The following is a 25,985-nucleotide window of genomic DNA, read 5'->3' on the forward strand; positions in this document are numbered from 1 at the left end:
TACTGCTATTGTCAACAACTGAGCGGTTAGAGTTATAGCTAAGCTGGGCTAAACAATACAAGTGCTGAATCTTAATAGCATTAAGATAATGTAAGTCTTTTTACTCTTAACGGTAGCGGTTGTCTGCTGCTATTTATCTGTTATTATCTCTTTTATATTGTTTAAACGGTGGCGTTTAATAGACGCCTTGTTTCTTGTTTGTTAGTGTAATTAAAAATTATGGCGCTCTCTTTCCTGTCTCGTATTTCCCAACCGTCTCAGCCAACGACTGGCTCAGATGGTATGCTCTCTTTACCCTCAGCACGTGCTACTTTATTGGCCAGTGTCGGCTGTATGCTAGTGCTCAGCTTGTTGATGGTGGCCTCTGCCTCTATTCCTTTTGCGCTCAGTCGCGGGATGACGGAGCTGGACTTTTTTTACCGTCAGCTGTTGTATATGGGTATCGGGTTAGTGGTGGCGGCCATAGCCTATTTTTTAGTACCGCTCAGAACCCTCTACCAAACCACGACCCAGTTTTTCTTATTAGGAATAACGGGACTTCTGCTGGTAGCAACGCTATTTGGGACATCGATTAACGGCTCAAAACGCTGGTTAGATTTAGGCTTTCTGAACTTTCAGGTGGCTGAGCTGGCAAAGCTTGCCGTAATTGTATTCGTGGCCGACTTTGTAGTGCGGCGCTCATTTGAGGTGCGTAACGGCTGGGATGGCTTTTTGCGTATCTCTTTGGTGATTGGCCTGTTGACTATAGTGTTGTTATTACAGCCAGATTTTGGTTCCTTGGTGGTCATTGTAGGTACCGTATTTGCGATATTTTATATTGCTGGGGCACCTTATAAACAGTTTATAGCGCTAGGAGCGGTAGTGGGTGCGTTAGCGGTCATGGCGATTGTGTTTGTGCAATACCGATTGACTCGGGTGCTATCATTTATAGACCCCTTTGATGATATTCAAGATACTGATTATCAGCTGGCACGCAGCCTGATTGCTTTTGGCCGTGGGGAATTCACGGGTGTGGGTTACGGTGAAAGTGTGCAAAAGCTCTCGCATCTGCCTGAGGCGCATACGGATTTTTTGTTAGCCATTACTGGTGAGGAGCTGGGATTCGTTGGCGTGGCTATGGTTCTGCTGCTGGAAACTCTTATTATCGGTAGCGCGATGCGAATCAGCTACAACGCCTTAAAACGTCGGCAAATGCGTATGAGTTATACCGCCTTTGGTATTGGTATTATCTTTATTGCGCAGACGGTTATTAATGCAGCGATGAATATGGGCGCGATGCCTACTAAAGGTCTGACCATGCCCTTCTTTAGTTATGGCGGCTCTTCAATGTTGATTAGCTTGATAATGGTGGCTTTGCTGTTAAAAATTTATAAAGAAAGCCCTGAAATCGAAAAAAGCCAATGTCGTTACTATTAATTAGAGCCAAATTAATCAAGAACTTAAGGGCTATTGATTAAACTGCTTCGTAATTATAAATACTAAAAAGCGTCGCTACCAGCGGCGCTTTTTAGGGTCTAGTGTTTGAGCTTTACGTTTAAAAGTTAGGTGTATTTAAATGCTGTTTGCCCTGTAAAGGACTATTATCCCACTGAAAAATCGCTTGATCAAGCATGCGCGCTGGAGTATCCATATCAACGGCTGGCTGCCGTAATAGCTGCAATGCGGTCGCCAGTAACTGACTGGGATTACGAGTATCAATCGGCTGTGCAAGGTTTTGTTTAGAGAGTTTTTGACCATCAGTATTGCATATCAGCGGCAAGTGATACCAACGTTCAATACTGGGTAGATGGGCGGCCTCTATGATACTGATTTGAGCAGTAGTCATCGGTAAAATGTCTAGACCGCGCATGATATGAGTGACTTGTTGCAGGCCATCGTCAATACTAGCAGCCAAAATATAGTTGATCATTCCATCTTGTCGACGAACGACCATATCGCCCAAGGCTTGCTGAGGGTTCTGCCATTGCATTCCCTGAATACCATCCATAAAACCAATACTATAATCTGGTAGCTGAATACGTAGTTTATGCTGTTGTCTATCAAGGCCTGCGTCTATACAGCAGCGCGGATAGCGTTGTCTATTAGCGAGGGGTTGATTGGCAGATGCACCGTTCATAAATTTATTATTAACAGTAGCATGGTTTCTACTGTTGTTTTGCTGCTCCCAATATCGTGCCAGACTTTTACGCGAGCATTGACAGCCATAAGTGAGCGGCAGTAAGGTAGAAGATAGATAATCGTTGTAGATATCAGTACGCTCAGATTGATAAATGATATCTCCGTCCCAGTGCAGACCAAGCGCTTCTAAATCTATCAGTATTTGCTCGCTAAATTGTTGATCGCATCTTTGCCTATCGGTATCTTCAATACGTAATAGCCAAGTGCCGCCCAGCGCTTTAATGTGGCAATAGCTTGCTAGCGCGGTGGTCAATGAGCCTAGATGCAGCTCACCCGTAGGCGAAGGTGCAAAGCGGCCAATAGGATGTGCTCGCGACAACATTGGGGCAGTAGGATTATGAGAGATTGTCAAAGTGGGCAGCTGTCTAAAATGGAAGAATATGGATAGGATAAAGAAGGCAGTTATAAAAAGATATTTATTAAATGCTTGTGTTTTGTTAGCAATCTTTTAATTTGTCATGAGTTACTGAATTCGTTAGTAGCTACTTAACCTGTATAAAGCGCTTTCATAAAAAGCCATTTTATACAACGCAACGAGCGACCATATTACTGGTCGCTCGTTGCTATACGCACTTTAGTTATATCTAACTTAAGCGCCTTGGTTTTGGCGCTCTTTCATCTCAGATAATGTTTTGCAATCGATACATTGGGTTGCAGTTGGACGCGCTTCTAGACGACGCAGACCAATCTCAATGCCGCAAGTTTCACAAAATCCATAATCATCACCTGCAATTTCTGCTATGGATTTATCGATTTTGAGAATGAGCTTGCGTTCACGGTCACGCGTACGTAGCGTTAATGCAAACTCTTCTTCTTGGGTGGCACGGTCATTGATATCAGGCATGGCGCTGGACTCATCTTGGATATAAGTCTTAGTACGGTCCGCTTCGCCAATTAGCTGATGCTTCCAGTCTAATAAAATGGACTTAAAATGCTCTAACTGCGCCTCAGACATATATTCTTCGTCTTTGGCAGGCTCATAAGGGGTAAACTTAACATCACTTGGATTCGTGGTCAGGGTGCTCATATGGGTATCCTACTTTTTCAAATTAATTCAACAAAAGACATTCTAAAAGACAAGACGTCAAAAAATTTTGCCAAACGTCTGAGTCGTCCTTTTAAGGAATGTCTTACCACTGGGTAACGCAAGTAACACAGCTACTCTAATAGTACGTTTATAACACTAATTTTATATTGGTGCTTAGGTTAGTAGTAATGTCTGCACTTATATGGGTATAAGTGTATCGGTACTAATATACGGGTACTAAAGTTGTTATGTATATTGTTGTGCATATTTTTATTTAAATGGTACTGCTCAAATAATGCTACAAATTACTGAGTGCGAAAACTTAGCGGGTGGTCAATTTAGCCATCCTAGCTATTATAATTTTGCCTAGCTTCAAACGCTGGGTGCTACTGAAATGTTAGACGATACTGTTTTTATTGCATTGTACTTCTTATTGCATGGTAATAAAAATGGTCGTCAAGTATCCAATCTTTTGACCCAGCTTGCAACCTGTCCATTGTTGGCTAATTGCAACCAGCGATAACCGGGACGCGCGTTGTTGTCGTAAGTGAATTCGTCCTCATAAGGTTTAAATTGATAGCAAGTAGACGGGGTGCTGTAGACGGTCACGCCGTGGTGGTGACGAACTTGCTCTTGGTGAGTATGACCACTGATAATAACGCGAAGGTGCGAAAATGCTGCCGTGCGCTGCCAAAAGCTATCAGTGTTGTCAGCGATATGTGCATCTATCCAATCAGAATCCATCGGTAGCACGTGATGGTGCAGAGCAATTAGGGCGGGCTTGTTGCAAGCGCTCAGCTGCGTGCACAGCCAGTCAATATCAACAGCGGTAACCTCGCCGGCAACCTTACCGGGGACGGCGGAGTCTATCAATAACAGCTGCCAATAATCAGTATCAATCACGTGGCGGCTGAGCAGACGGCTATCCGCGAGCTGGGGAATTAGCTCACGCTGAAAAAATGGTAACTCACTGTTTGTTTCATCGGTCACATCATGATTGCCAGCGATACAGGCAAAAGGAATGTTTGTTGCTTGTAAGACTTTAAAAATATGATTATAGATAGCAGGCTTTACTTCATTAACCAAATCACCGGTGACCAATATCAAGTCACAGCGAATATTCTCGCTTAGCGCTTGCTTTAGAATGGCTTCAAAGCTGTGCTGACAGCTGGGTTTAGACTCTGAACCATCATCAGCATTAACTTTTAGAGTCGATAGATGCAGATCAGTAATCTGCAATACGTTGAGTTGATCATTTGGCGTACTGATCTTACGGGCAGGGTAACTTATCATAGGGTCCATCCCTTATCAGGCCAAAACAATCGTCACTGTTATAAAGCAATAATTACCCTCTATTTTATCACTTATATAACTATTCTATAGTGTGGTCAGTTAAAGATCGAACACAACTATTGAGTATCTTAAATATTTCGAAATAGCATACACAACTATAGTTCAGGCTGTTTATAACATACCTTTTAGAAAAACTCTAATATTTTGAACGATTAAAGTTGAATAAGGGGTGAAGGAAAAGAAAGAGTAAAGTGTTAGAGCATCATTTTTTATTAAGTTGATACTAATATGATTAGCGCAGTGCAGGCAGTAATTTTGATACCACTAAGGCGGCGAAAAATAAGATTGCTAGCACCAAGACAATAGCCAGTCCGGTTTGAATATCGAGCCAAATACTGCCCCAAACACCTAAAGTCACGCCCAGTTGTGCCACTATCAACGCGATAATGACCATTTGCTTGGGTGCGAAAGAATAAAGGCGCGCGGTTAATGCCGGTAATACCAACAAGCCGCTGATGAGCAAGCTACCAACCGCTTGTAGAGCAATGGCACAAAATCCTGCTAGCACGCCCATAAAAAAGAGCCGTTGCCGCGTTGGATTAATCCCTTGAATACGGGCTAGGGCTTCATGGGTTGCGAGCTTCACTTGTGCCGGCCAAATATAGGTTAGAAAGGCTATACCTACCAACACACTGCCAGCAAGTATCGGCAGATCTGCCCAATCAAGCTCCAGCAAGTTGCCAAATAAGAATCCTAAAACATTGGCTTGCTGATCGGTTAGCTGAGTTAAGGTCAATAGACCCAAACATAGCAGCGAGACTGCAACCACTGCCAGCACCGCATCGACTGGTAGACGCTCATCATCAATCAATACCAAGCCGACCACCACCATGACGCTGACGATAGCGATGCCAATACCCATCGGCAGCTGCCACCAGACGGCAAGTGCCACTCCCAGTAACGTGCCATGAGCTAAGGCGTCGGCAAAAAATGCCATACGTCGCCACAATACCAAACAGCCAAGAGGGGCTGAAAGCAGCGCTAAAATACTGCCGGCAATCCAAGCAGGTGCAATGATGGCTAACCAAGCAGTCATAACCTATGTCCGTAAAAATTTTTATCAAAGAAGAGTAAGTGAAATAGTTGAGAGTAATTTATGAGCCGGCAAGTTTATAATCATTCGCTTTTATAATAGCTCGCTTGGCGCATGATGTTCACAATCATGCGTCTTGTGGACATACGGTTGCTCATAATGATGACCGAACAGCTTTTGAAACTCAGTACTGATAGCAAGCTCGCTAGGCTGGCCTTCGCAGCAAATATGCTTATTAAGACAAATCACTCGCCGGCTACCTCTCATCACCCAATGCAAATCATGCGATACCACTAGCATGGCGCAGCGTAGGAATTCTGGCAGCTCATCAATAAATTGATACAACCAGACTTCCGTATCAGGATCTAATCCTTGCATCGGCTCATCCAATATTAATAAATTTGGCTTATCTAACAGCGCCCGCGCTAATAATACCCGCTGGGTTTCACCACCAGATAAATGCAGCATTTGCCGCGATAATAAATGCGTCAGTGATAAGTTGTCAAAGATAAACTGGCGTTGCTCGGGCGTTAAACGACGCTTATCCGCTTGCGCTAATAAGTCTTGTACCCGCAGCGGTAAGATTGGCGGCACCGCAAAGCGCTGCGGCACATAACCCAACTGCAGCTTTTGATGCACATTAATATGCCCTTTGCTGGGCGTAATCAAGCCTAAAATTAACTTTACTAAGGTTGATTTACCAGCGCCATTAGGGCCGATAAGACTCACAGTTTCATTGACTGCAATATCAATATTAATATGTGATACCAAGCGCTGTTGGCCAATATCATAACCGACATCGCTCAAAGTGAGTAAGGGTGTTCTATGATTAGCAGTAGACATAGGCGGTTGCTTATATGACGATACAGAATAGGTCATGAAATGGCGGCTAATAGTGTAGATGATAAAAAAACCGTATGAGTGGTTTCTATATAAATTATTTTTATGGGGATGCTTTATTGGCAATCTTGGCAGCGACCGCTCAGCTCAATGACACTACGAGCGACAACAAAGCCAACATCTTGCTCAGCGAAGCTCATGATTTCTTGCACGGGCACACTGCTACATTCTTGTACGCGCTGACAATGCTCACAGATTAAAAAGGCCGCAGTATGCTGCTCGCGTGGATGACAACAAGGCACATAGGAATTGATAGAAGTTAGCTGATGAATTAAATTCTCGCTCAATAAAAACTCTAAGCTACGATAAACAGTCGGCGGCGCTACATTCTTCGGCGCGTTTTTTTTTGCCGGCTTGGTATTATTTAATTTTGCGTCAGCTACTTCTGCATTCTTTGGTTCTGCCAAACGTATTTGCTGTAATTGGGTGATGAGATCATAAGCGCCAACCGGTTTATCAGCTTGCAATATCAGGCTGTATATCTGTTGACGTAGTGGGGTAAAGCGTACGCCGCGAGCTTGGCATTGCTCTTTTGCTGCTGCTAGCCGCGCAGTAATATCATGAGCAGTAAAATGCTGTACATCGTGTAAAAGATTATTGTGCATGTGACAACAGACGGATGATTCACAGATAGATGAAGTAATAGACACCGTGTAAACTCCCAAAAATAAGTTAGCGCTTTTAATTGTTATAGTATAACATAATGCATATAGCGACATAAAATTATAATTATAAAATTGCGTCAGTCTATCCAAAATATACCATCAATATACCTTAATAGGATAATCACCGCATGCACGCCAATTATCAACGCTGCGCGACCGCTAATATTAAAAAAGTACATACACAAATTTTTATTAAAACACTAAGGCTATTACGCCAGCCGAAGCGCTGGATAGTAGTATCGTTCGTGTCATTAATTTCAGTGTTATTAAGCTCAGTTATGATGATGACGAGCGCGCAAGCGGCGACAGTTAGCGTCAGTAACTATCCGCTATTTTTATTAAGTCAGGCAGTAACTGAAGGTGCGCCATCTGCCAAGCAACTATTACAGCCTGGTGAAGTAGGGCATCATGGAAGTATTAGTCCTGGCGACATCAAAGCCATTCAAGACAGCAAGTTTGTGGTGTGGTTTGGTGCGTCATTAGAAAATAATTTAGCATCGAGTTTAGAGACTGCACCCAATGCGATTTCATTATTTGGGTTCAATGCTTTTAATCGGCATCCCCTACGTGATGTTAAAGGTCAGCCGATTGCTGGCACGCTGGACCCACATATTTGGCTGGATCCTGAAAATGCCAAAGCCATTACTCGTGCACTTGCCGTCATTCATAGCCATGCCAATCCGCAGTATAAAAAGCTCTATCATACTAATGCGCAAAAATTCGCTCAACGCATGGATAGCACCGTTGCTAAAATGCAGCAACAAGGCAAACAAAAGACGTATCCGTATTGGGCGTATCACGATGCCTATCAATACATGGAGCCTGCTTTGCACTTAAAGCTTATTGGTAGTCTTAGTACCGACCATCATCTAGCACCAAAAGCCAGCCAGTTACGCTGGCTCAATGAGCAGCGTCCGGCAAAAAAAATGTGCCTGGTGACTCAAAGTGATCCCGCTAAAGGCTTACTTGCTAAGTTGCAACCGGTAACCAGCACAGTACAAGCTGAAGATATGAGCGCCAGTAAAGAATTCGTCAGTGGCTGGAGCAGTATGGCGCAGCATATACGCCACTGTATATCCTAAAAACTCAGAGCATCATAAATAATGTTATTATAAGTAAGCTCATTATATGTGACAGTGTTAGTTTTAATGGGTACGGATAAACCGCTCCGATATTCGATTATTAGTGTTAAAATAGTTTGTGTTTCATACGCAGATAATTTGTGTTTCATACGCAGATAATTTGTGTTTCATACGCAGATAAATAGGCGGCAATATTCAAGTTAAACACTTGATAAGCGCCATGTTTTACTTGCTTAACAGGTGCATGCTCCCTATAATGAGTGGCGCTTTATTTTGATCACAATCTGGATTTTATCGAGGATTTAAGATTATAAAAGCTAGGCTTTATAAAAGTTCTCCTGCATATAGTGAACCATTCACGGATAAGTCAGCTTGCGTTCAACGAATAGTAAGCAGTTGTTGTCCCAATGCTATAGGATAGCTAATGACCAAGCCTGCCAAGCGCACGCAAAAAGATCAGATTGGCGTTTATTTGAAGCGGCAAGCATGGATACTGTTTATTCTGATTGTTATCGCCTCGATATTAGATGTCGCTTGGCTACATAGTGGGCTTATTGTGGCTAAAAGCAGCGCAATCGGTGCGCTATTAAGCTTTGCTACACAAGCGGTCTTTGCTGGTTTTATCTTTTGGCATACTGGATATCGCGCGCGCGGACGTATTGTCAGCCAGCTATATCGAGGTCAGATAATCAAATGGCTACTGACCGTGTTTGGTTTCGCACTAATTTTTATTATCATAAAACCTCTATCCGCGCCTGCGCTGTTCATCGGTTTTATAGTAATGCAGATTAGTCACAGTTGGATGTTATGGCACATACGCTAACGCCTGTAAAAGTACAACGACTCAAGCATATTTATTTCATTGAGCCTCGCTTGTTTACTATGCAGTCGTTCGATATAACAGCAATACTCATCATAAAAATACAAAAATTATGGTTATCAGTAGTATTTGTTACGAATAGTGTAAATAAGGTCATCCCGCCGTCCAATTTCTCCACGGCTAACTCAGTACTACCAAATATAATAGTAAATAACGATTGTTAAGTGCCAAGGCTAAGAATATTGGTAATAACAGCAGCACTAAAAGTAATTTTTGTTAAAAAGCTATTATTAAAAAAACAACTATTCTCAAAAGTATGAGTAAATAAAAAACAAAATAGTACTGATTTCTACAAATAATTGTTAAAAACGATATAAAATCTATCATTATCAGCGAATTTAGGACGTCTGTTGCGCAATAATGATGCTATTTTAATAGATTTTTACAATTTAATTATAGGCGCAAAGCTATGTTACTAAACGCCCACAGCCGCCACCTTACTCATACATTGGATAAAAAACAAATAATTGACTTTACATGAATACTACGCTGCATTAAGATATACAGTTAAATGTTTTGCTTAAACGTGCTGTATTGAGCACGGACTTTGCTTATAGGATATAGGCAAACACTCACATAATAAATTTATGTGCAGATACCAAGGGCTGGTAATGACTACTCATAAGCCCTTTTTTGATAGCTAAAATTTATAAAATATCATGAAATGCTATTAAAAACAGGTACTTGCATCAGCTTTAGGGGTTGGATGTTGTTGGTTACATGATAGGTATAGCACAATGAATTTGCACCGCGCTTAAGCGCTACAAGTTGACACGCTAACCTACTCATCAGATGACAGCCGTTTTTTTTGGTAGTTGATTAAATCGTTGATTAATAAGAAGCTTATATTATGGCAGCTGAGCAAACATCATCAGAATATATCTCTCACCACTTAACGAATTGGACGTACGGCTATCTGCCGGGCGAAGGTTGGAAAGTCGCATATACCGCTGAAGAAGCGGGATTAATGGGCTTTAAGGCTATCCATCTTGACTCTATGCTTTGGTCAATTGGTCTGGGTATTTTATTTTGTACCATCTTTTGGTTAGTTGCTAAAAAAGTCACTTCAGGCGTGCCAGGTAAACTACAAGCTGCCGTTGAGATGATCGTTGAGTTTGTTGATAATAACGTCCGTGATTCGTATAGTGGTACCTCAAAGTTGGTAGCACCTTTGGCGCTGACCATCTTTGTGTGGATCTTCTTAATGAACTTGATGGATTTATTACCCATCGACTTTATCCCAAGCATTGCTGGACAAATCGGCGCGGCGATGGGTCATGATCCCCATCATGTCTTCTTTAAGATCGTTCCAACCACTGATCCTAACATCACGCTTGGCATGTCGTTTTCTGTCTTTGCGCTGATTCTCTTTTATAGTATCAAAGAAAAAGGCCTTGGCGGTTTTGTCGGCGAGTTAACTCTTCATCCGTTTAGCGCCAAAAACCCTATCGTACAAATCATTTTAATCCCCATTAACTTTATCTTAGAGTTTGTTACTTTGATAGCCAAGCCTATTTCGTTAGGTCTGCGTCTATTCGGCAACATGTATGCTGGGGAGCTGATTTTTGTATTGATTGCCCTAATGCCATTCTGGATTCAATGGGCGTTATCTGTACCGTGGGCTATCTTCCACATTTTGATTATTACACTCCAAGCGTTCGTATTTATGATGTTGACGATAGTTTATATGTCGCTTGCATCATCAACTGAACATTAATTAGACATTCAATAGGTAAATGAGGATACATCAATGGATCCAGTATTATTAGCGCAAACAACTCTAGATGGTTACACAGTTATCGCAGTAGCTTTGCTTATCGGTTTAGGCGCACTTGGTACCGGTATTGGTTTTGCTATCTTAGGTGGCAAATTCTTAGAAGGTGTTGCCCGTCAGCCAGAGCTTGGCTCACAGTTGCAGACTCGTATGTTCATCGTGGCCGGCCTACTTGATGCCGTACCGATGATTGGTGTTGGTATTGCTATGCTATTGTTATTTGCAAACCCTCTAGGCGCTTAGTCTGAAATTTCAGTTGTAAATGTTTGACTGTCAAACATGGTCAATGAAACTGACTTTTCATTAACAAAGAGGTGATCACGTGAATATCAATTCTACCCTCATCGGTCAAGCCATTGCTTTTGCAATATTTGTGATGTTCTGCATGAAATTCGTGTGGCCACCACTTATCGGCGCAATTAATGACCGTCAGCGTAAAATCGCTGACGGTCTAAATGCGGCGGAAAAAGCAAAAGCAGATTTGGCCTCCGCGGAGCAAGATGTACAGCAGGAGCTTGACCTCGCTAAGACCAAAGCTGCTGCATTAATTGAGCAAGCGAATAAAAGTGCCAACCAGCTCGTTGAAGATGCTAAATCGCAAGCCCAAGTGGAAGGCGAACGTATCCGTCAACAAGCACAAGCGTCTATCGATCAAGAGATCAATCAAGCACGGGAATCATTACGTGCCCAAGTCGCAGAGCTTGCGGTACTTGGTGCTGAGAAGATTTTGCAAGAGAAAATCGATATGCAAAAACATGCCAGCATGTTAGACCAACTGGCGGCGAAGCTGTAATAGTGAGGATATAATGGCTGACTTATCAACCTTAGCAAGACCCTACGCTAAAGCCGCGTTTGACTATGCCAATGAGAACGGGGTGGTAAATGAGTGGGAAGACTTCTTATTTATTGCCAGTACGATTGTCAATGACAAATCGTTCCAACCATTGCTAGACAATCCAGCCGTTTCTGCTGAGCATAAGTCAGCCGCTTTGGTCGACCTTTATGATACACAAGTAGCGAGCGCTAATGATTCTGCTTTTAAGCAACTATTGGGTGCAACCCAAGGGCATAATCGAGACAGCACCGTCAGCTATCCTAAAGTGTCAACAGCGCTTAGCAACTTCGTTCATCAGCTATCAGAGCAAGAGCGTCTGGCGCTGCTTCCTGAAGTTTATGAGCATTATCGCCGTCACAAAGCTCTAAGCTTAAAGCAACTTGACGCTTATGTGACCTCTGCCTATCCATTGACCGGCGCACAGCGAGAGCTGTTGCAAAGACGTCTTGCTACCTCGCTAAATGCCGATGTAGTGATTCATGAGTCGGTTGATCAAAGCTTATTGGCAGGCGCTACTATCAAAATTGGTGACAAAATCATCGATGATTCTATGCGCGGCAAGTTACAACAGTTAAAAACACAGCTAACGGCCTAATGCCATTTATCTACTCATCAATGTCGACTGGTTAAGTCAGGTCTGCGTGACAATAGTTTGAGTGATAAGTAGAGCATTTAAGTCAGTAGGCGGGTTATCATAAATTAAAGGAAACCAGTCAATGCAACAATTGAATCCAGCGGAAATCAGTAACCTGATTAAGCAGCGAATTCAAGACCTTGATGCGGGTGCAACTGCAAAGAATGAAGGCACGATTGTCAAAGTATCTGACGGTATCGTGCAGATTCATGGTCTTGAAGATGCCATGTATGGCGAAATGATTGAGTTCGAAGGCGAGATTTACGGCATGGCGCTTAACTTAGAGCGTGATTCTGTGGGCGCGGTAGTATTAGGCGACTTCCTAAAACTACAAGAAGGCCAGAAAGCCTATTGTACCGGTCGTATTCTTGAAGTGCCGATAGGCCCTGAGCTGTTAGGCCGTGTTGTTGATGCCTTAGGTAATCCTATTGATGGCAAAGGTCCTATCAATGCAAAACTGACCGATAAAGTCGAAAAAATCGCCCCAGGCGTTATCGATCGTCAGTCAGTAGACCAACCCGTAATGACCGGTTATAAAGCGGTTGATACCATGATACCAATCGGTCGTGGTCAGCGCGAACTTATCATTGGTGACCGTCAGACTGGTAAAACAGCCATGGCGATTGATGCGATTATTGCACAGAAATCTTCTGGTATTAAGTGTGTATACGTAGCTATCGGGCAAAAACGCTCTACCATTGCTAACGTTGTACGTAAGCTTGAGCAGACTGGTGCGCTTGAATATACTACGGTTGTGGTTGCATCAGCCTCAGAACCAGCAGCACTACAGTATATTGCACCGTATTCAGGTTGTACGATGGGTGAATACTTCCGTGACCGCGGCGAAGATGCACTCATTGTGTTTGATGATTTATCAAAACAAGCGGTAGCTTATCGTCAGATTTCACTCTTGCTACGTCGTCCGCCAGGCCGTGAAGCCTATCCTGGTGACGTATTCTATCTACATTCACGTTTACTTGAGCGTGCATCACGCGTTAACGCAGCCTATGTAGAAAAATTCACCAATGGCGAAGTGGTTGGTAAAACTGGTTCTTTAACCGCGCTACCAATCATCGAAACCCAAGCTGGTGACGTCTCGGCATTCGTACCGACCAACGTGATTTCAATTACTGATGGTCAGATCTTCTTAGAATCCAGCTTATTTAACTCAGGTATCCGTCCAGCGGTGAACGCTGGTATTTCGGTATCTCGTGTTGGCGGCGCGGCGCAAACTAAGATTATTAAGAAACTATCAGGTGGCATCCGTACCGCTCTAGCTCAGTATCGTGAATTAGCAGCATTCGCGCAGTTTGCATCGGACCTTGATGATGCGACTCGTGAACAGCTTGATCATGGTGAACGCGTTACTGAACTGATGAAGCAGAAACAGTACCAGCCGATGTCTATTGCCGAGCAAAGTGCGGTTATCTACGCATCAAACGAAGGATTCCTCTCAGACGTTCCTGTTGAAAAAATTGGTTCTTTTGAAGAAAGCTATTTACGTTATATGCATGATGAGCAAGCTGACTTGATGAAAGAGATTGATGACACTGCAAAATATAATGATGATATTGCAGGTCGTTTAAAGTCAGCAGTAGAGACTTTTAAACAAAACCACAGTTATTAATTTAACGGGTTAAGCCGGTTTGGTTGGTTGTAGCTTGTAGCTAGCGAGTTATTATTATCTTAATAGGTAATAACTTCCAAGCTTATAGAGTGGCGCGTTGTCTTAAAAGATATTTGCGTCGCTTTAGTCACAACTAATGGCATATGACTGCTGTGATTGCATAGTGCTAAAAAATAGTGCGGCAAGTTATTGTTGCATTCGCCAATGCTTTTTTAACCCTCTTATATTGGAATCATTATGGCAAGCTTAAAAGAAATACGTGCCAAAGTCACCAGTATTCAAAGCACCCAGAAAATTACCCGTGCCATGCAAATGGTGGCTGCGAGTAAGATGCGCCGAGCACAAGAGCGCATGGTTGTGGGTCGCCCGTATGCTGATAGTATGCGCCGGGTTATTTCACATTTGGTGCATGCTTCATCAGACTATAAACACCCTTATATGGAAGCACGTCCGGTTAATAAGGTGGGTTATATTGTCATCACCTCTGACCGCGGCCTTGCAGGTGGTTTGAATATTAACTTATTCAAAGCCTTATCTAAAAGTATTAAACAGTACCAAGACCAGTCTGTACAAGCTGAATTTGCAGTTATTGGCGCTAAAGGCGTCAGCTTCTTTAAAAGCTTCGGTGGCAAAGTTACTTCAGCTGTCACTGATTATGGCGACAAACCAACCTTTGAGCAGCTAAATGCACCCGTTCAAGCGATGCTGGATGATTATAACAAAGGTAAAATAGACCGTATTTATGTGGTTTATAATAAGTTTGTCAATGCTATGACCCAAAAGCCCACGGTCAATCAGCTAGTGCCTTTACCAGAGGGCTCGTTCGGCGATGATGAAAGTGGTATGCAGACTGAACTTAGCTGGGATTATATCTACGAGCCTGATATCGAGACCTTGATTGATGATTTGCTTGGGCGCTATATTGAGTCGATTGTTTATCAAGCGGTCATGGAAAACATTGCCTCTGAGCAGTCGTCGCGAATGGTTGCTATGAAAGCGGCCACCGATAATGCTGGCGACCTAATTAATGATTTACAGTTGGTTTATAACAAGCTGCGTCAAGCGGCGATTACCCGAGAAATCTCGGAAATCGTTGGCGGTGCTGCCGCTGTTTCCTAATTGACACCCCCTAGACAGTCCCTATATATAGAAGTTCAAGGAGAACGCAATGAGTAGCGGTCGTATTGTACAGATTATTGGCGCGGTTCTTGACGTTGAGTTCAACCGTAACGAAGTACCTCAGATTTATGATGCCTTGCAAGTAGACGGTACCGAGACCACCCTAGAAGTACAGCAACAGTTAGGTGATGGCATTGTACGTACTATTGCTATGGGTTCCACTGAAGGCTTAAAACGTAACTTACCAGTTACTAATACTGGCGCACCTATTTCTGTGCCTGTTGGTATCGGTACGCTTGGCCGTATTATGGATGTTCTTGGTCGTCCTATCGATGAAGAAGGTCCAGTAGTTGCAGATGAGCGCTGGTCAATTCACCGTGAAGCGCCAAGCTATGCGGAACAATCGAACAGTACTGAGCTGTTAGAGACCGGTATTAAAGTAATCGATTTACTTTGCCCGTTCGCTAAAGGTGGTAAAGTTGGTTTGTTCGGTGGTGCTGGGGTTGGTAAAACTGTCAACATGATGGAATTGATTAACAACATTGCACTCAAACACGAAGGTTTGTCAGTGTTTGCCGGTGTTGGTGAGCGTACGCGTGAAGGCAATGACTTCTATCACGAAATGCAAGACGCTGGTGTTGTTAATACCGAAGACTTTAGCAAATCTAAAGTGGCGATGGTATACGGTCAGATGAATGAGCCACCGGGTAACCGTCTGCGTGTTGCACTGTCTGGTCTAACTATGGCTGAGTACTTCCGTGATACCAAAGACCCTGAAACTGGTAAAGGTCGCGACGTTCTATTGTTCGTTGATAATATCTACCGTTATACGCTAGCCGGTACTGAAGTATCCGCACTGCTAGGCCGTATGCCATCAGCCGTTGGTTATCAGCCAACACTAGCTGAAGAGATGGGTATGCTACAAGAGCGTATTACATCAACCCAATCAGGTTCAATCACTTCAGTACAAGCGGTATATGTACCAGCCGATGACTTAACCGATCCATCACCTGCTACTACTTTTGCTCACTTAGATGCAACCGTTGTACTAAGTCGTGACATTGCCTCACAAGGTATTTATCCTGCAGTAGATCCACTAGATTCAACCTCGCGTCAGCTTGATCCACAAGTGATCGGCGAAGAGCATTATAACGTTGCTCGCGGTGTGCAGGAAGTATTGCAGAGCTATAAAGAACTGAAAGACATTATTGCCATTTTGGGTATGGATGAGCTATCAGAAGAAGATAAACTAACCGTTTATCGTGCCCGTAAAATTCAGCGCTTCTTATCACAGCCATTCCACGTAGCCGAGATTTTCACTGGTGCGCCTGGTAAATATGTACCACTACGCGATACTATTGCTAGCTTTAAAGCAATTATTGCTGGTGAATATGACGACCTACCAGAGCAAGCTTTCTATATGGCTGGCGGCATCGACGAAGTAGTCGCTAAAGCAGAAAAAATGAAAGCGGCTTCAGCATAAGCTATTTACGCCTAATCAATTAGCAACTAGACTATATTGTCTATTTGCTAATGCACCTCGCACTGAAATTATTAGAACGGCTGTAAAAATAATTTTGATGGTTGTTTTAAAAGTCATTTTAGTAACTGCTTTGATAGCTGATTTAATAGTAAGGAGAAAGGCATGGCAACGCTTCAATGTCGCATCGTAAGTGCCCGTGAAGAATTATATTCAGGGGAAATCAGCATGTTGATCGCTACCGGTAGCGAGGGCGAAGTTGGGGTGCTAGCAGGCCACACACCGCTCATTACTTTGCTTAAGCCTGGCCCGATGCGGGTGCAAACACCAGATGGCGCAGAAGAAGTTATCTATGTCTCTGGCGGTGTTTTAGAAGTGCAACCGAAAATGGTAACTGTATTAGCCGATACGGCTATGCGCGCGCATAATCTCGACGAAAGCAAAATCGTTGAAGCACGCAGAAAGGCGGAGCAAATGCTGGTCAATCAATCTGATATGGTACAAACTAATGCGGCTTTAGCTTCATTAGCCGAATCAGTGGCACAGCTACAAACCATTCATAAGTATAAAAACCGTGCTTAAGATTAGAATTTATACGTTTTATCGAAAAGACAGTCCGTTAAGGGCTGTTTTTTTATTGTATGGTGTAAAGTAGCTATTTCTAATTTCTTATCAATATTTCAATTCAAATAATGGGCGGGGTAAAAGATATACTCACTAATATTGAGATGTGACTGTGTTGCGTGATAAAAAGAAGAGTCGTGTTATTTATATGATTAACCAGTACTTTTATGGTCAAAACTCTATATTAATAGACTTATGTTGTTAGTATTGATATTAATAGTGTTTAGCATAAAAATTTTGGATGAAAACTAAAGCTTTAGGTAGTATAGTTTATAGGTTTTGTTAACGACTATAAGCTATAGTATAGCAAGCCGCCTGTTTAATAGTATAATGTGCCACCGTATTTGTGCCGTTACTATAAACCTGAATTGTTCCACTTTATTGTGCAGTTAATCTCCCTTGCTTTCAATTTTTATCTCTTTATATTTTAAAGGACACCCAAAATGACTGATGAAGACAACACCCCGCGAATTTTGATTGTTGAAGATGATGAGCGTTTGGCCATGTTGACTCAAGATTACTTGGTCAAAAACGGTTTAGAAGTAGCTATCGAAACTGATGGCAATCGCGCTATTCGCCGTATCGTTAATGAGCAGCCAGACTTGGTGGTGCTTGATGTCATGCTTCCTGGTAGTGATGGCTTGACGGTATGCCGTGAAGTGCGCCCACACTATCAAAATCCTATTTTGATGCTCACTGCACGTACTGAAGATATGGATCAGGTATTGGGTCTTGAGATGGGTGCGGATGATTATGTTGCCAAGCCTGCCCAGCCCCGCGTTTTACTAGCCCGTATTCGTGCCTTGCTACGTCGTTCTGAAAATGCCCCATCAGATGATGTGCCACAGCGCTTAGAATTTGGCGAATTGGTTATTGATAATGGCGGTCGTTCGGTCATGCTAGGCGAAGAGCTGGTTGATTTTACTAGTGCTGAATATGACTTATTATGGTTGCTGGCGTCTAATGCCGGTCGCATTTTGTCACGTGAAGATATCTTCGAGCGCCTGCGTGGTATCGAATATGACGGTCAAGACCGTTCTATTGACGTGCGTATCTCGCGTATTCGTCCAAAAATCGGTGACGATCCAGAAAACCCAAAACGTATCAAAACAGTACGTAGTAAAGGTTATTTGTTCGTTAAAGAGGGTAATTAATCAATTAACATAAATTTATTTGATTAAATGTCTGATTAGCAATAAATCAAATAAAGAACCAGCGTCATGCTGGTTTTTTTATAGGTAAATTTTAACTTTTTAAACTTATATATAGCGTTATGTGTTTTAATTGAGCGCTACAGTCAAAGTTCTAAATCTACGCTCAAATAGTAGCCTTTATTTAGCCAGTAAGTCATAACTCAACAGATTCGGTCGCAGCACGTATGTCACTAGTTTCTTCTCTAAAACACAGTATTTTCGTTCGAATTTATGCGGGACTATTAATCGTCTGCCTATGCGTGGCGTTATTTGCGCAGCTATTGATGGATACCATTAATAAGGAGCGTGTACAATCCTATCGCGAAAATATGGCGACCGGTGCCTTTTACTTGGTCGGCGAAGGGATTGCTCGCCAAGATAGTGAGACCCAGCGCGAATATTGGCTGTCTGATGCCAGTAGCTTGTTTGGCTCTACTTTCCGCATTATTCCGATTAAAGAGGTGGATTTCAGCTCAAGCGAGCAGCGCCGTTTTGAGAGTGACGAGACGGTGGTACGTTATGTCGATCAGTTGAATTATACGGATGTATATCATCGTCTGCCTGATGGTGAGAGTGTGTTAACAGTCAGAATAACGCAAGTTACCGAGCAGCAAGTACGGGCGATGGCAGTGTTTTTGTTAGACGACATGTCCTATTATACGACGCTGTCCGCTAAGCGCGCTCGACTTACTGAATTAGAAGAAAAATTTCCTTTCCCTTTAGCGCTCAAAGGCGTAAATACTCTCAATCTAGATAGTGACCAGCTGGCACGCCTACGCCGTGATGAAGTCGTCATTCTGTTTCAAGATACCAACACCAGCCAAAGTAACTCATCTATCCGCATTATTGTGCCATCAGAGATTAGTGATATGGCAATCTCAATGGGCCCGGTGCCATTATTTAACTGGTTCCCGCTGAATTTGATTATCAGTATGGTTCTTATCAGTATGTTTTTGATAAGTCTGGGCGTTTATGCGTTAATTTTTCCGCTTGAGCGTAAATTACAACTGATTCAGGTGGGGGTCAATGAGGTCAGTCGAGGTAACCTTGACAGTCGGGTGCAAGTTATTGGTCAGGATGAGATAGCCCGACTGTCAGCAACTTTTAATGCCATGACCTCACACATTAAGCGCCTAATTGAATCTCAGCGCGAGCTGACAAGGGCAGTCTCGCATGAGCTGCGTACTCCTGTGGCGCGTATTCGCTTTGCAGTTGATATGCTGGCAGATACCGATGATGAAGACTCTCGGTTTACGCAGCGTGATTTCATCGACGAAGATATTGAGTCGCTTAATGGCCTGATTGATGAGATTTTGACCTATGCAAAGTTAGAGGAAGGCTCACCGAAGCTGGATTTAGAGCCGGTTAATCTTAAAGAGCTTATTGAGCAAATCGTACGTGAAACCAATGCTTTGGGTAAAGATATCAAAATCGTGGGCAAGCCGCCAAGCTCAAAAGTAACGGCAGTGGCAGATCGTCGCTACTTGCACCGCGTTATCCAAAACCTTGCTGGTAATGCCCTGCGCTATGCCGAGACTACTATTGTTATTAGTGCGGGGGTCAAAAAAGGCGATGCCTTTGTCAGCGTTGAGGACGATGGACACGGCATTCCAGAAATGGATCGAGAAAAAGTATTTATCCCGTTTTCACGCTTAGATGACAGCCGGACGCGGGCATCGGGCGGTTACGGGTTAGGTTTATCTATTGTATCGCGGATTGCGTTCTGGTTTAGTGGTAGTATGAAAGTTGATGAAAGTCCGGATCTTGGTGGCGCACGCTTTGTGATGACGTGGCCCATAAAACCATTGACCCAAACGATTGCTGCCGATCAAATTACTCAAGAAAAAAGCGACCGTACATTCGATTCATAACTTCCTAAGCTTAATTAAGACAATATTTGAAGGACTAAAGCGCACATTTTGACGCTCGTATAACTTCAAGGGATAGGAGGGTAGATGATGCCGTATATGTCCGGTGGGCTGGTGATATTGAATGCGATCACGCTGGGTTACTATCTGTTTATTCAGCAGCCGTCGCCTACTCAGAGTCTACAAACTGCGCAAGAGACGCTGATTCATCCGCTACCTTTTGACAATAGTGCTGAACATATTCCACCGCTGATTGGCAGTGAAGACTAAGAGGATTTACCTTAGCCAACTTACTTTAATACTTACTTATGATGGCTGTTCTGATAGTCGGACAGTAGGCAGTCAAAAGTAAGGTTGCTTATTCAATGATAAGTAATGCTATTTAATAAAAAAGAATTTTATCTGATCAATCAACATTCAATGATAATTGCCGCTACTCGCCTTTTATGACATTCTCAGGAGGCGTTAAGCTCTTAGCTTCGGTATCCGCTCCTTCTTCGCCAGCGACTTTAGATATTAAAGGAATACGCACACAGACCTGCAAGCCACCATGCGGATGATTAATCGCCTCAACTGTGCCATGATGTAAGCGTGCAATGCGGCTAACAATAGCTAGACCAAGACCACTACCTTGTGTCGTACGCGCAGTCTCACCGCGCTCAAACGGCTGCATGATGCGCTCTAGTTGGTCTTCTGCCACACCGCCACCACAATCGCGCACACATATCACCAGCTGCTCTTGCGCTTCTTCATTAACGGCGCTTTCGCTAATGACCTCGTCATCGACAATAACAGTCGTTTCTATAAAGGTCGGTACAATAGTTGCTGATAGATAAATCGGCGGTTTGCCATAACGATTGGCATTATTCACCAGATTAATAATCAAGCGTTTAATAGATAATGGCCGTACGGGTACGGCCTTGTGACATTCTGATTGATAGACAAACTGCATCGGCGCAAACTGCACCATAATTTCATTAAAAATAATATCTAAATTGGTCAAACGAACCGGTTCATCGGAGCCATCTTTCATAAAGGATATAAATTGCTCCAAGATGGCATCCATATCCTCGATATCATAAATGAGGCCTTCACGGAAGAAGTCATCAGGTAGCATCTCAGCGGTCAGGCGCATTCGCGTCAATGGTGTGCGCAAATCATGAGAGATACCCGCCAGCATAATCGTACGCTCTTTTTGTGCTTGATTGAGGGTGGTGAACAGGCGATTAAAGGCGAGATTGACTTGCCGAATTTCAGTAGGGCCGTCGCGTGTGGGCAATGTAGTCGCATGACCGAGGCGAATATAATTAGTGGCGGCACGTTGCAGATGACGCAGTGGACGGTTGAGTTGCTGCGCTAGTAAAATAATGGTCAGCAGGGTTAATATCGGTAGCCCAAATAAGAATAATCCTATCAATGTTGGACTATATTGCGAATAATAAACCACTGGTTCACGAATCCAAAAGCTATTCTCACGGCTGTCCTGAACCCACAGCTGCGGGGTAGGCTTGAACTTAAAATAAACCTCAACCGGACGCCCTAACTGCGCCCCAATTTCACGCTGTAATACATCGGTAAAAATACCAACAAAAGCTTTATCCTCAACCAGTGGAAAATCACTGGGAGTATCAACCACCACCACGTGTGAATGCTGATACAGCCATTGCTGAACTTCTGGATTATCCTGCCAGTCTTCTTTGACTGCGTTCATAAGCTGCAGCTCGCTAGTGAGATAGCGCGCATGGTTTTTAAGCTCCGGCAGATATAAACTGCGCCAAAAAAACCAAATTGATAAGCCGACACTAATAATCACAATAAAGGCCACCATTAAGGTGGTAAGCCAGCTATTAGACCAGCTATTGGGATAGTAGCGCGCAAGCCATCTTTTGTGGTGTAAACGAGGGTTTGGGGTGGTCATAGGATATGTTGCTCTGACAGGTATGCCATAAAGTATAGTGTAATAGGCATTAATGCGCTATGCAATCAAGGTTGCTATGGCGGCTATAAGTGTTATTTTGCTATTAAGGTAGCTTTATATAAATTTTAAATCATGATCTAAATAAACTCTAGAAGTGCGCGAAACAACATTATAAAGGTGTTTCGCTGAGCATCAGTAGCAATAAAATAAACATAGTATATGTTTTCAATAAAATAAGACTGTGATATAATTATGCCCTTTTTGGTATACCTGCGGAAGAGAGAATTCACATGGTTGTTATTCGTTTAGCACGGGGCGGTGCCAAGAAACGCCCATTTTATCAAGTAGTCGTTGCTGATCAACGCCGCGCGCGTGACGGTCGCTACATCGAGAATATTGGCTTTTTTAACCCGCTAGCTAAAGATTCAGAAGAAGCTGTACGCGTCAACATGGACTCGTATAATGCATGGGTCGAAAAAGGCGCACAGCCTTCAGAGCGTGTTGCTTCATTAATCAAAGCTTATAACAAAGCGGCGACCAGCACTGAAGCAACTGCTTAATTGCCAGTTGTTAAGTCTAGTCGTTGAGTATTGATAGCGCGATAGTTGCGTTGATTGCTTAGCTTTAGAACACCTAGCGTAACTGGTCTGACTAGTGTACGCGCTTAACTGTTTTTCGCTTTTTGCTACATTCAATTGATTGTTAATACTTTGACAGTTGTTATTTATCTATTACCATTTATATTAAGTTAGGTTAGCCGTTATGTCATCTGTTCCAGACGCTAGTGCCCTTATGAAAATCGGTCAGCTCAAAAAGCCTTACGGCATTAAAGGCTGGCTTTGGGTATTCAGCGATACCGATGAACATGCGGCCATATTTGATATTCAGCCGTGGTGGATAAAAACGGCTACTGGTATAAAGCCGTTAACCGTCAAAGCTTGGCGCGAGCAAGGCACAGGACTTGTTGCTCAGTTTGAGCAAGTCCCTGACCGTAACGTTGCTGAAACTATGAACGGTGTTACCGTTTGGGTTACGCAGAACATCCTACCAGAACCGAGCGAGGACGAATACTATTGGTCGGATTTGGTTGGTATGCGTGTGATGAATGAGCAAAACGAGTATCTTGGCGATATTACTGAGATGTTTGAGACCGGTGCACACGATCTTATGCGTGTGGCTGCAAACTCAAACAGCTTGGATGCGGAGGAGCGCTTGATTCCTTGGCATAAGCAAACCGTTGTAGAGGTCGATGTGGCCAATAAAACGGTCATTGCAGCATGGCCGAGCGACTACTAACGATAAGCAACTACTAGCGAATAGTTATTAAGACGCATTCATGTGGGATTCAGATGTATTTTGCCGTGATTAGTATTTTTCCTGAGATGTTTGCCACGATCCGTGAGTTTGGTATTACGGGGCGGGCAGTCACTCAGGAGCAAGTCACAATTGAGTGCATCAATCCACGTGATTACACCACTGATAACTATCGCCGTATTGATGAACGTCCCTATGGTGGCGGTCCTGGAATGGTGATGATGGCTGAGCCATTATCAAAAGCTATCGAGGATGCGCGCCTGCGAGCAAGCCAACATGGTTGCCGTATGGAGGCAGCGAGTTGTCCGGTGATTTATATGTCACCACAAGGACAGACGCTTAGTGAAGGCAGTGTAGTCAGCATGGCTGAGTATGACGGCATGATTATATTGTGTGGTCGTTACGAAGGCATTGATGAGCGCTTACTGTCACAGTATGTCGATGTTGAAGTATCGCTTGGAGATTATGTGCTGAGCGGCGGTGAGCTGCCAGCGATGGTGTTAATGGATAGTGTGATACGTCGTCTGCCCGATATTATTGGTGATGACAAATCAGCAGAGCAAGACTCGTTCGTCGATGGTTTGCTCGACTGCCCACACTATACTAAGCCACATAATTTTGCTGGTTTGGCAGTGCCTGAAGTACTACTTTCAGGGCATCATGCCAACATTGCTAAGTGGCGCTTTAGTCAGCAAGTCGTGCGCACGCAAACGCGGCGTCCTGATTTATGGCAAGCTTTCACGCCAACGGCGCAGCAAGCCAAGTGGCTTAAAGCATTGGCAAAGTCAAAGAGCTTAAACAGTTAAGAAATAAAATTTTGAGCAACACTAAACAGGTCATACCATAATGGCCGTTTGCCAAACCCCCTTTACGTTGTGTCTGTTATTAATAACAGATGTTAATAACAGGCACGATTACTTATTATAAACAGGTGATATGCGTTAAGCCTCTATTATCTAATGTGAGGAGATAACTCTCATGAGCAACAAGCATCCATTGGTTCAGGTCATTGAAAACGCTCAATTACTTGAGCGCCCAAGCTTCGCCCCTGGTGATACCGTCGTGGTTCAAGTAAAAGTCCGTGAAGGTGAGCGTGAGCGTCTACAAGCATTTGAAGGCGTTGTCATTGCTAAACGTAACCGCGGTCTAAACTCAGCGTTTACTGTTCGTAAAATTTCAAGCGGTGTTGGTGTTGAGCGTGCATTCCAATTGCATTCGCCAATCATTGATAGTATCGAAGTGAAACGTCGCGGCGCTGTTCGTCGTGCGAAACTGTACTACTTACGTGAGCGTTCTGGTAAATCAGCACGTATCCGCGAAAAGTTGGTTGCTCGTGCCCCTAAAGCAGCTCAGAAAAAAACTGACGCTGGCGTACCTAAAGCAGTTGATACTGCACCTGGTATTTAAGTTTAAGCATTGCGCTTAAACTTGGCACAATTGCTGAGTCGTCTATTGTGCGGCAAAGCAATCGAGCAACAGTAGATACAAGCCCTTATTCATAGGTTTATTATATAAATAAGTAGGCGTACCAAAAAAGACAAAACCCCAATCTGTGCTAACGCTAGATTGGGGTTTTTGTATGTGCCATTTTTAATATCGTCGATTTTTAATAAAACTAAAACTATTGCTACTATAACGATTTATTAATAATTGATTTCAATCAACGATCTTAATCAATGCGACTACTTTGGTTTTTGGATTTACTATGTTTTCGCAGACGGATATAAATAGTTTTGGTTACAGTGGCGATGATCTTTTGATGATCGTCAACGATATCCGTCTGGTATTCACGGAATACCGCCTCGCCATCTTTTGCCAGTTCTTGGATGGTAGCAATCTCGGTACTCGGAATTTTCATCCGGGTGGTGACTTTACTGTTACCGGGCGCGATGAACTCAATATGTGAGTTTTTGTCCCAGACTACATATGTGCCGCCCAATTGATGCATCAGCATCAGCATATAAAAGGGGTCGACCATTGAATATAAGCTACCGCCGAACTGTGTACCCACGATGTTTTTATTTAAGGCATTGAGCGCCATACTGACCACACACAGTCCTTGATCCAAATCGATGTGTTCAATCTTAATACCGGCACCAACATAAGGGGCATAAGTGTTAATACGCAGCTTAAGTAAATGCGGCGTTAGTAGAGGCATAATATTTTTTTTGGTTTTTCGTTTTAGCGTCTCTAAATTCTTCGGTAATAAGCTCATACTTTTATCCTTTAGTCTTTTGTTGTTCTTACCAATCGTACACGCTCGATTTATGAAACAAGGCTTTATTTTTATAAAAAATAGCAATGACAGGGTTATTAGAGCTTATGGATGGTGTTGTCACTGATCGTTACGTTCAAATATTGGCTGAGCAAAACGCTTCTATCATAATTAAAAATAGTGAATATCACTAGGGTCTGTATAGAATTAGGGAATAGTTGAAAAAAATAAGCAACGCCTTAAACTCTTGTTTACCACAACAAAGA

Annotated in this window: 26 protein-coding genes; 18 read left to right on the forward strand and 8 right to left on the reverse strand. The window is 43.1% G+C overall.

What is annotated here, in order from left to right; all coding sequences use genetic code 11:
• Positions 1-219: 219 nt before the first annotated feature.
• Positions 220-1,416: a putative lipid II flippase FtsW gene (ftsW, locus tag JMY06_RS07565; RefSeq protein ID WP_201617776.1), complete on the forward strand. Its 1,197-nt coding sequence runs from the start codon at positions 220-222 to the stop codon at positions 1,414-1,416.
• Positions 1,417-1,534: 118 nt separating this feature from the next.
• Here ftsW and gluQRS read toward each other — a convergent pair whose 3' ends face one another.
• The 6 genes from gluQRS to JMY06_RS07595 form a co-directional block, all read right to left on the reverse strand.
• The gene (gluQRS, locus tag JMY06_RS07570; protein WP_201617792.1) at positions 1,535-2,500 is read right to left on the reverse strand and encodes a tRNA glutamyl-Q(34) synthetase GluQRS; all 966 of its coding nucleotides are present in this window, start codon (positions 2,498-2,500) and stop codon (positions 1,535-1,537) included.
• Positions 2,501-2,767: 267 nt separating this feature from the next.
• Positions 2,768-3,205 carry an RNA polymerase-binding protein DksA gene (gene dksA, locus JMY06_RS07575; RefSeq protein WP_201528956.1) on the reverse strand — a complete coding sequence of 146 codons (438 nt, stop codon included), beginning with the start codon at positions 3,203-3,205 and terminating at the stop codon, positions 2,768-2,770.
• 456 nt (positions 3,206-3,661) lie between these two features.
• Positions 3,662-4,498 (reverse strand): metallophosphoesterase, encoded by an 837-nt coding sequence (locus tag JMY06_RS07580; RefSeq protein WP_201617777.1) that lies wholly within the window; start codon positions 4,496-4,498, stop codon positions 3,662-3,664.
• Between the two features lie 292 nt (positions 4,499-4,790).
• The gene (locus JMY06_RS07585) at positions 4,791-5,594 is read right to left on the reverse strand and encodes a metal ABC transporter permease (protein WP_201528960.1); all 804 of its coding nucleotides are present in this window, start codon (positions 5,592-5,594) and stop codon (positions 4,791-4,793) included.
• 90 nt (positions 5,595-5,684) lie between these two features.
• Positions 5,685-6,434 (reverse strand): metal ABC transporter ATP-binding protein, encoded by a 750-nt coding sequence (locus JMY06_RS07590; RefSeq protein WP_201528962.1) that lies wholly within the window; start codon positions 6,432-6,434, stop codon positions 5,685-5,687.
• Positions 6,435-6,547: 113 nt separating this feature from the next.
• Positions 6,548-7,096, reverse strand: coding sequence for a transcriptional repressor (locus tag JMY06_RS07595; RefSeq protein ID WP_201528996.1), 549 nt, complete (start codon positions 7,094-7,096; stop codon positions 6,548-6,550).
• A 188-nt stretch (positions 7,097-7,284) separates the two neighbouring features.
• Here JMY06_RS07595 and JMY06_RS07600 point away from each other — a divergent pair, with 188 nt between their 5' ends.
• The 13 genes from JMY06_RS07600 (at position 7,285) to JMY06_RS07660 (ending at position 20,542) form a co-directional block, all read left to right on the forward strand.
• Entirely contained in the window at positions 7,285-8,238 is a 954-nt protein-coding gene (locus JMY06_RS07600; protein WP_227672238.1) for a metal ABC transporter substrate-binding protein, read from the forward strand.
• A 424-nt stretch (positions 8,239-8,662) separates the two neighbouring features.
• Positions 8,663-9,061 (forward strand): ATP synthase subunit I, encoded by a 399-nt coding sequence (locus JMY06_RS07605; RefSeq protein ID WP_201617778.1) that lies wholly within the window; start codon positions 8,663-8,665, stop codon positions 9,059-9,061.
• A gap of 907 nt (positions 9,062-9,968) precedes the next feature.
• A complete protein-coding gene (atpB, locus tag JMY06_RS07610) occupies positions 9,969-10,835 on the forward strand; it encodes a F0F1 ATP synthase subunit A (RefSeq protein ID WP_201528966.1) in 867 nt (288 codons plus the stop codon).
• 33 nt (positions 10,836-10,868) lie between these two features.
• The gene (atpE, locus tag JMY06_RS07615) at positions 10,869-11,135 is read left to right on the forward strand and encodes a F0F1 ATP synthase subunit C (protein ID WP_201528968.1); all 267 of its coding nucleotides are present in this window, start codon (positions 10,869-10,871) and stop codon (positions 11,133-11,135) included.
• A 79-nt stretch (positions 11,136-11,214) separates the two neighbouring features.
• Entirely contained in the window at positions 11,215-11,685 is a 471-nt protein-coding gene (locus tag JMY06_RS07620; protein ID WP_201617779.1) for a F0F1 ATP synthase subunit B, read from the forward strand.
• 13 nt (positions 11,686-11,698) lie between these two features.
• On the forward strand, positions 11,699-12,322 hold the full coding sequence (locus JMY06_RS07625; RefSeq protein ID WP_201528972.1) for a F0F1 ATP synthase subunit delta: 624 nt from the start codon (positions 11,699-11,701) through the stop codon (positions 12,320-12,322).
• A 121-nt stretch (positions 12,323-12,443) separates the two neighbouring features.
• The gene (gene atpA / locus JMY06_RS07630) at positions 12,444-13,988 is read left to right on the forward strand and encodes a F0F1 ATP synthase subunit alpha (RefSeq protein ID WP_201617780.1); all 1,545 of its coding nucleotides are present in this window, start codon (positions 12,444-12,446) and stop codon (positions 13,986-13,988) included.
• 237 nt (positions 13,989-14,225) lie between these two features.
• Entirely contained in the window at positions 14,226-15,107 is an 882-nt protein-coding gene (atpG, locus tag JMY06_RS07635) for a F0F1 ATP synthase subunit gamma (protein ID WP_201528976.1), read from the forward strand.
• A gap of 49 nt (positions 15,108-15,156) precedes the next feature.
• Positions 15,157-16,590: a F0F1 ATP synthase subunit beta gene (gene atpD, locus JMY06_RS07640; RefSeq protein ID WP_201617781.1), complete on the forward strand. Its 1,434-nt coding sequence runs from the start codon at positions 15,157-15,159 to the stop codon at positions 16,588-16,590.
• A 162-nt stretch (positions 16,591-16,752) separates the two neighbouring features.
• Entirely contained in the window at positions 16,753-17,169 is a 417-nt protein-coding gene (locus JMY06_RS07645; RefSeq protein WP_201617782.1) for a F0F1 ATP synthase subunit epsilon, read from the forward strand.
• A 485-nt stretch (positions 17,170-17,654) separates the two neighbouring features.
• Positions 17,655-18,365, forward strand: coding sequence for a response regulator (locus JMY06_RS07650; protein ID WP_201617783.1), 711 nt, complete (start codon positions 17,655-17,657; stop codon positions 18,363-18,365).
• Between the two features lie 224 nt (positions 18,366-18,589).
• Positions 18,590-20,275 (forward strand): ATP-binding protein, encoded by a 1,686-nt coding sequence (locus tag JMY06_RS07655; protein ID WP_201617784.1) that lies wholly within the window; start codon positions 18,590-18,592, stop codon positions 20,273-20,275.
• Between the two features lie 84 nt (positions 20,276-20,359).
• A complete protein-coding gene (locus JMY06_RS07660) occupies positions 20,360-20,542 on the forward strand; it encodes a hypothetical protein (protein WP_201617785.1) in 183 nt (60 codons plus the stop codon).
• A 163-nt stretch (positions 20,543-20,705) separates the two neighbouring features.
• Here JMY06_RS07660 and JMY06_RS07665 read toward each other — a convergent pair whose 3' ends face one another.
• Positions 20,706-22,190 carry an ATP-binding protein gene (locus JMY06_RS07665; RefSeq protein ID WP_201617786.1) on the reverse strand — a complete coding sequence of 495 codons (1,485 nt, stop codon included), beginning with the start codon at positions 22,188-22,190 and terminating at the stop codon, positions 20,706-20,708.
• A gap of 290 nt (positions 22,191-22,480) precedes the next feature.
• Between JMY06_RS07665 and rpsP the strand changes: the two genes are divergently transcribed.
• The 4 genes from rpsP (at position 22,481) to rplS (ending at position 24,911) form a co-directional block, all read left to right on the forward strand.
• Positions 22,481-22,750 (forward strand): 30S ribosomal protein S16, encoded by a 270-nt coding sequence (rpsP, locus tag JMY06_RS07670; protein ID WP_201530020.1) that lies wholly within the window; start codon positions 22,481-22,483, stop codon positions 22,748-22,750.
• 202 nt (positions 22,751-22,952) lie between these two features.
• Positions 22,953-23,486: a ribosome maturation factor RimM gene (rimM, locus tag JMY06_RS07675; RefSeq protein WP_201617787.1), complete on the forward strand. Its 534-nt coding sequence runs from the start codon at positions 22,953-22,955 to the stop codon at positions 23,484-23,486.
• Between the two features lie 53 nt (positions 23,487-23,539).
• Entirely contained in the window at positions 23,540-24,310 is a 771-nt protein-coding gene (gene trmD / locus JMY06_RS07680; protein ID WP_201617788.1) for a tRNA (guanosine(37)-N1)-methyltransferase TrmD, read from the forward strand.
• 172 nt (positions 24,311-24,482) lie between these two features.
• The gene (gene rplS, locus JMY06_RS07685) at positions 24,483-24,911 is read left to right on the forward strand and encodes a 50S ribosomal protein L19 (RefSeq protein WP_201530026.1); all 429 of its coding nucleotides are present in this window, start codon (positions 24,483-24,485) and stop codon (positions 24,909-24,911) included.
• Positions 24,912-25,173: 262 nt separating this feature from the next.
• On the opposite strand, the gene JMY06_RS07690 is transcribed toward rplS, so the two are convergent.
• Complete coding sequence (locus JMY06_RS07690) at positions 25,174-25,719, reverse strand: DUF4442 domain-containing protein (protein ID WP_201617789.1); 546 nt, start codon at positions 25,717-25,719, stop codon at positions 25,174-25,176.
• Positions 25,720-25,985: the final 266 nt, after the last annotated feature.

It is taken from the genome of Psychrobacter urativorans (genome assembly GCF_904846675.1).
Taxonomy (GTDB): domain Bacteria; phylum Pseudomonadota; class Gammaproteobacteria; order Pseudomonadales; family Moraxellaceae; genus Psychrobacter; species Psychrobacter urativorans_B.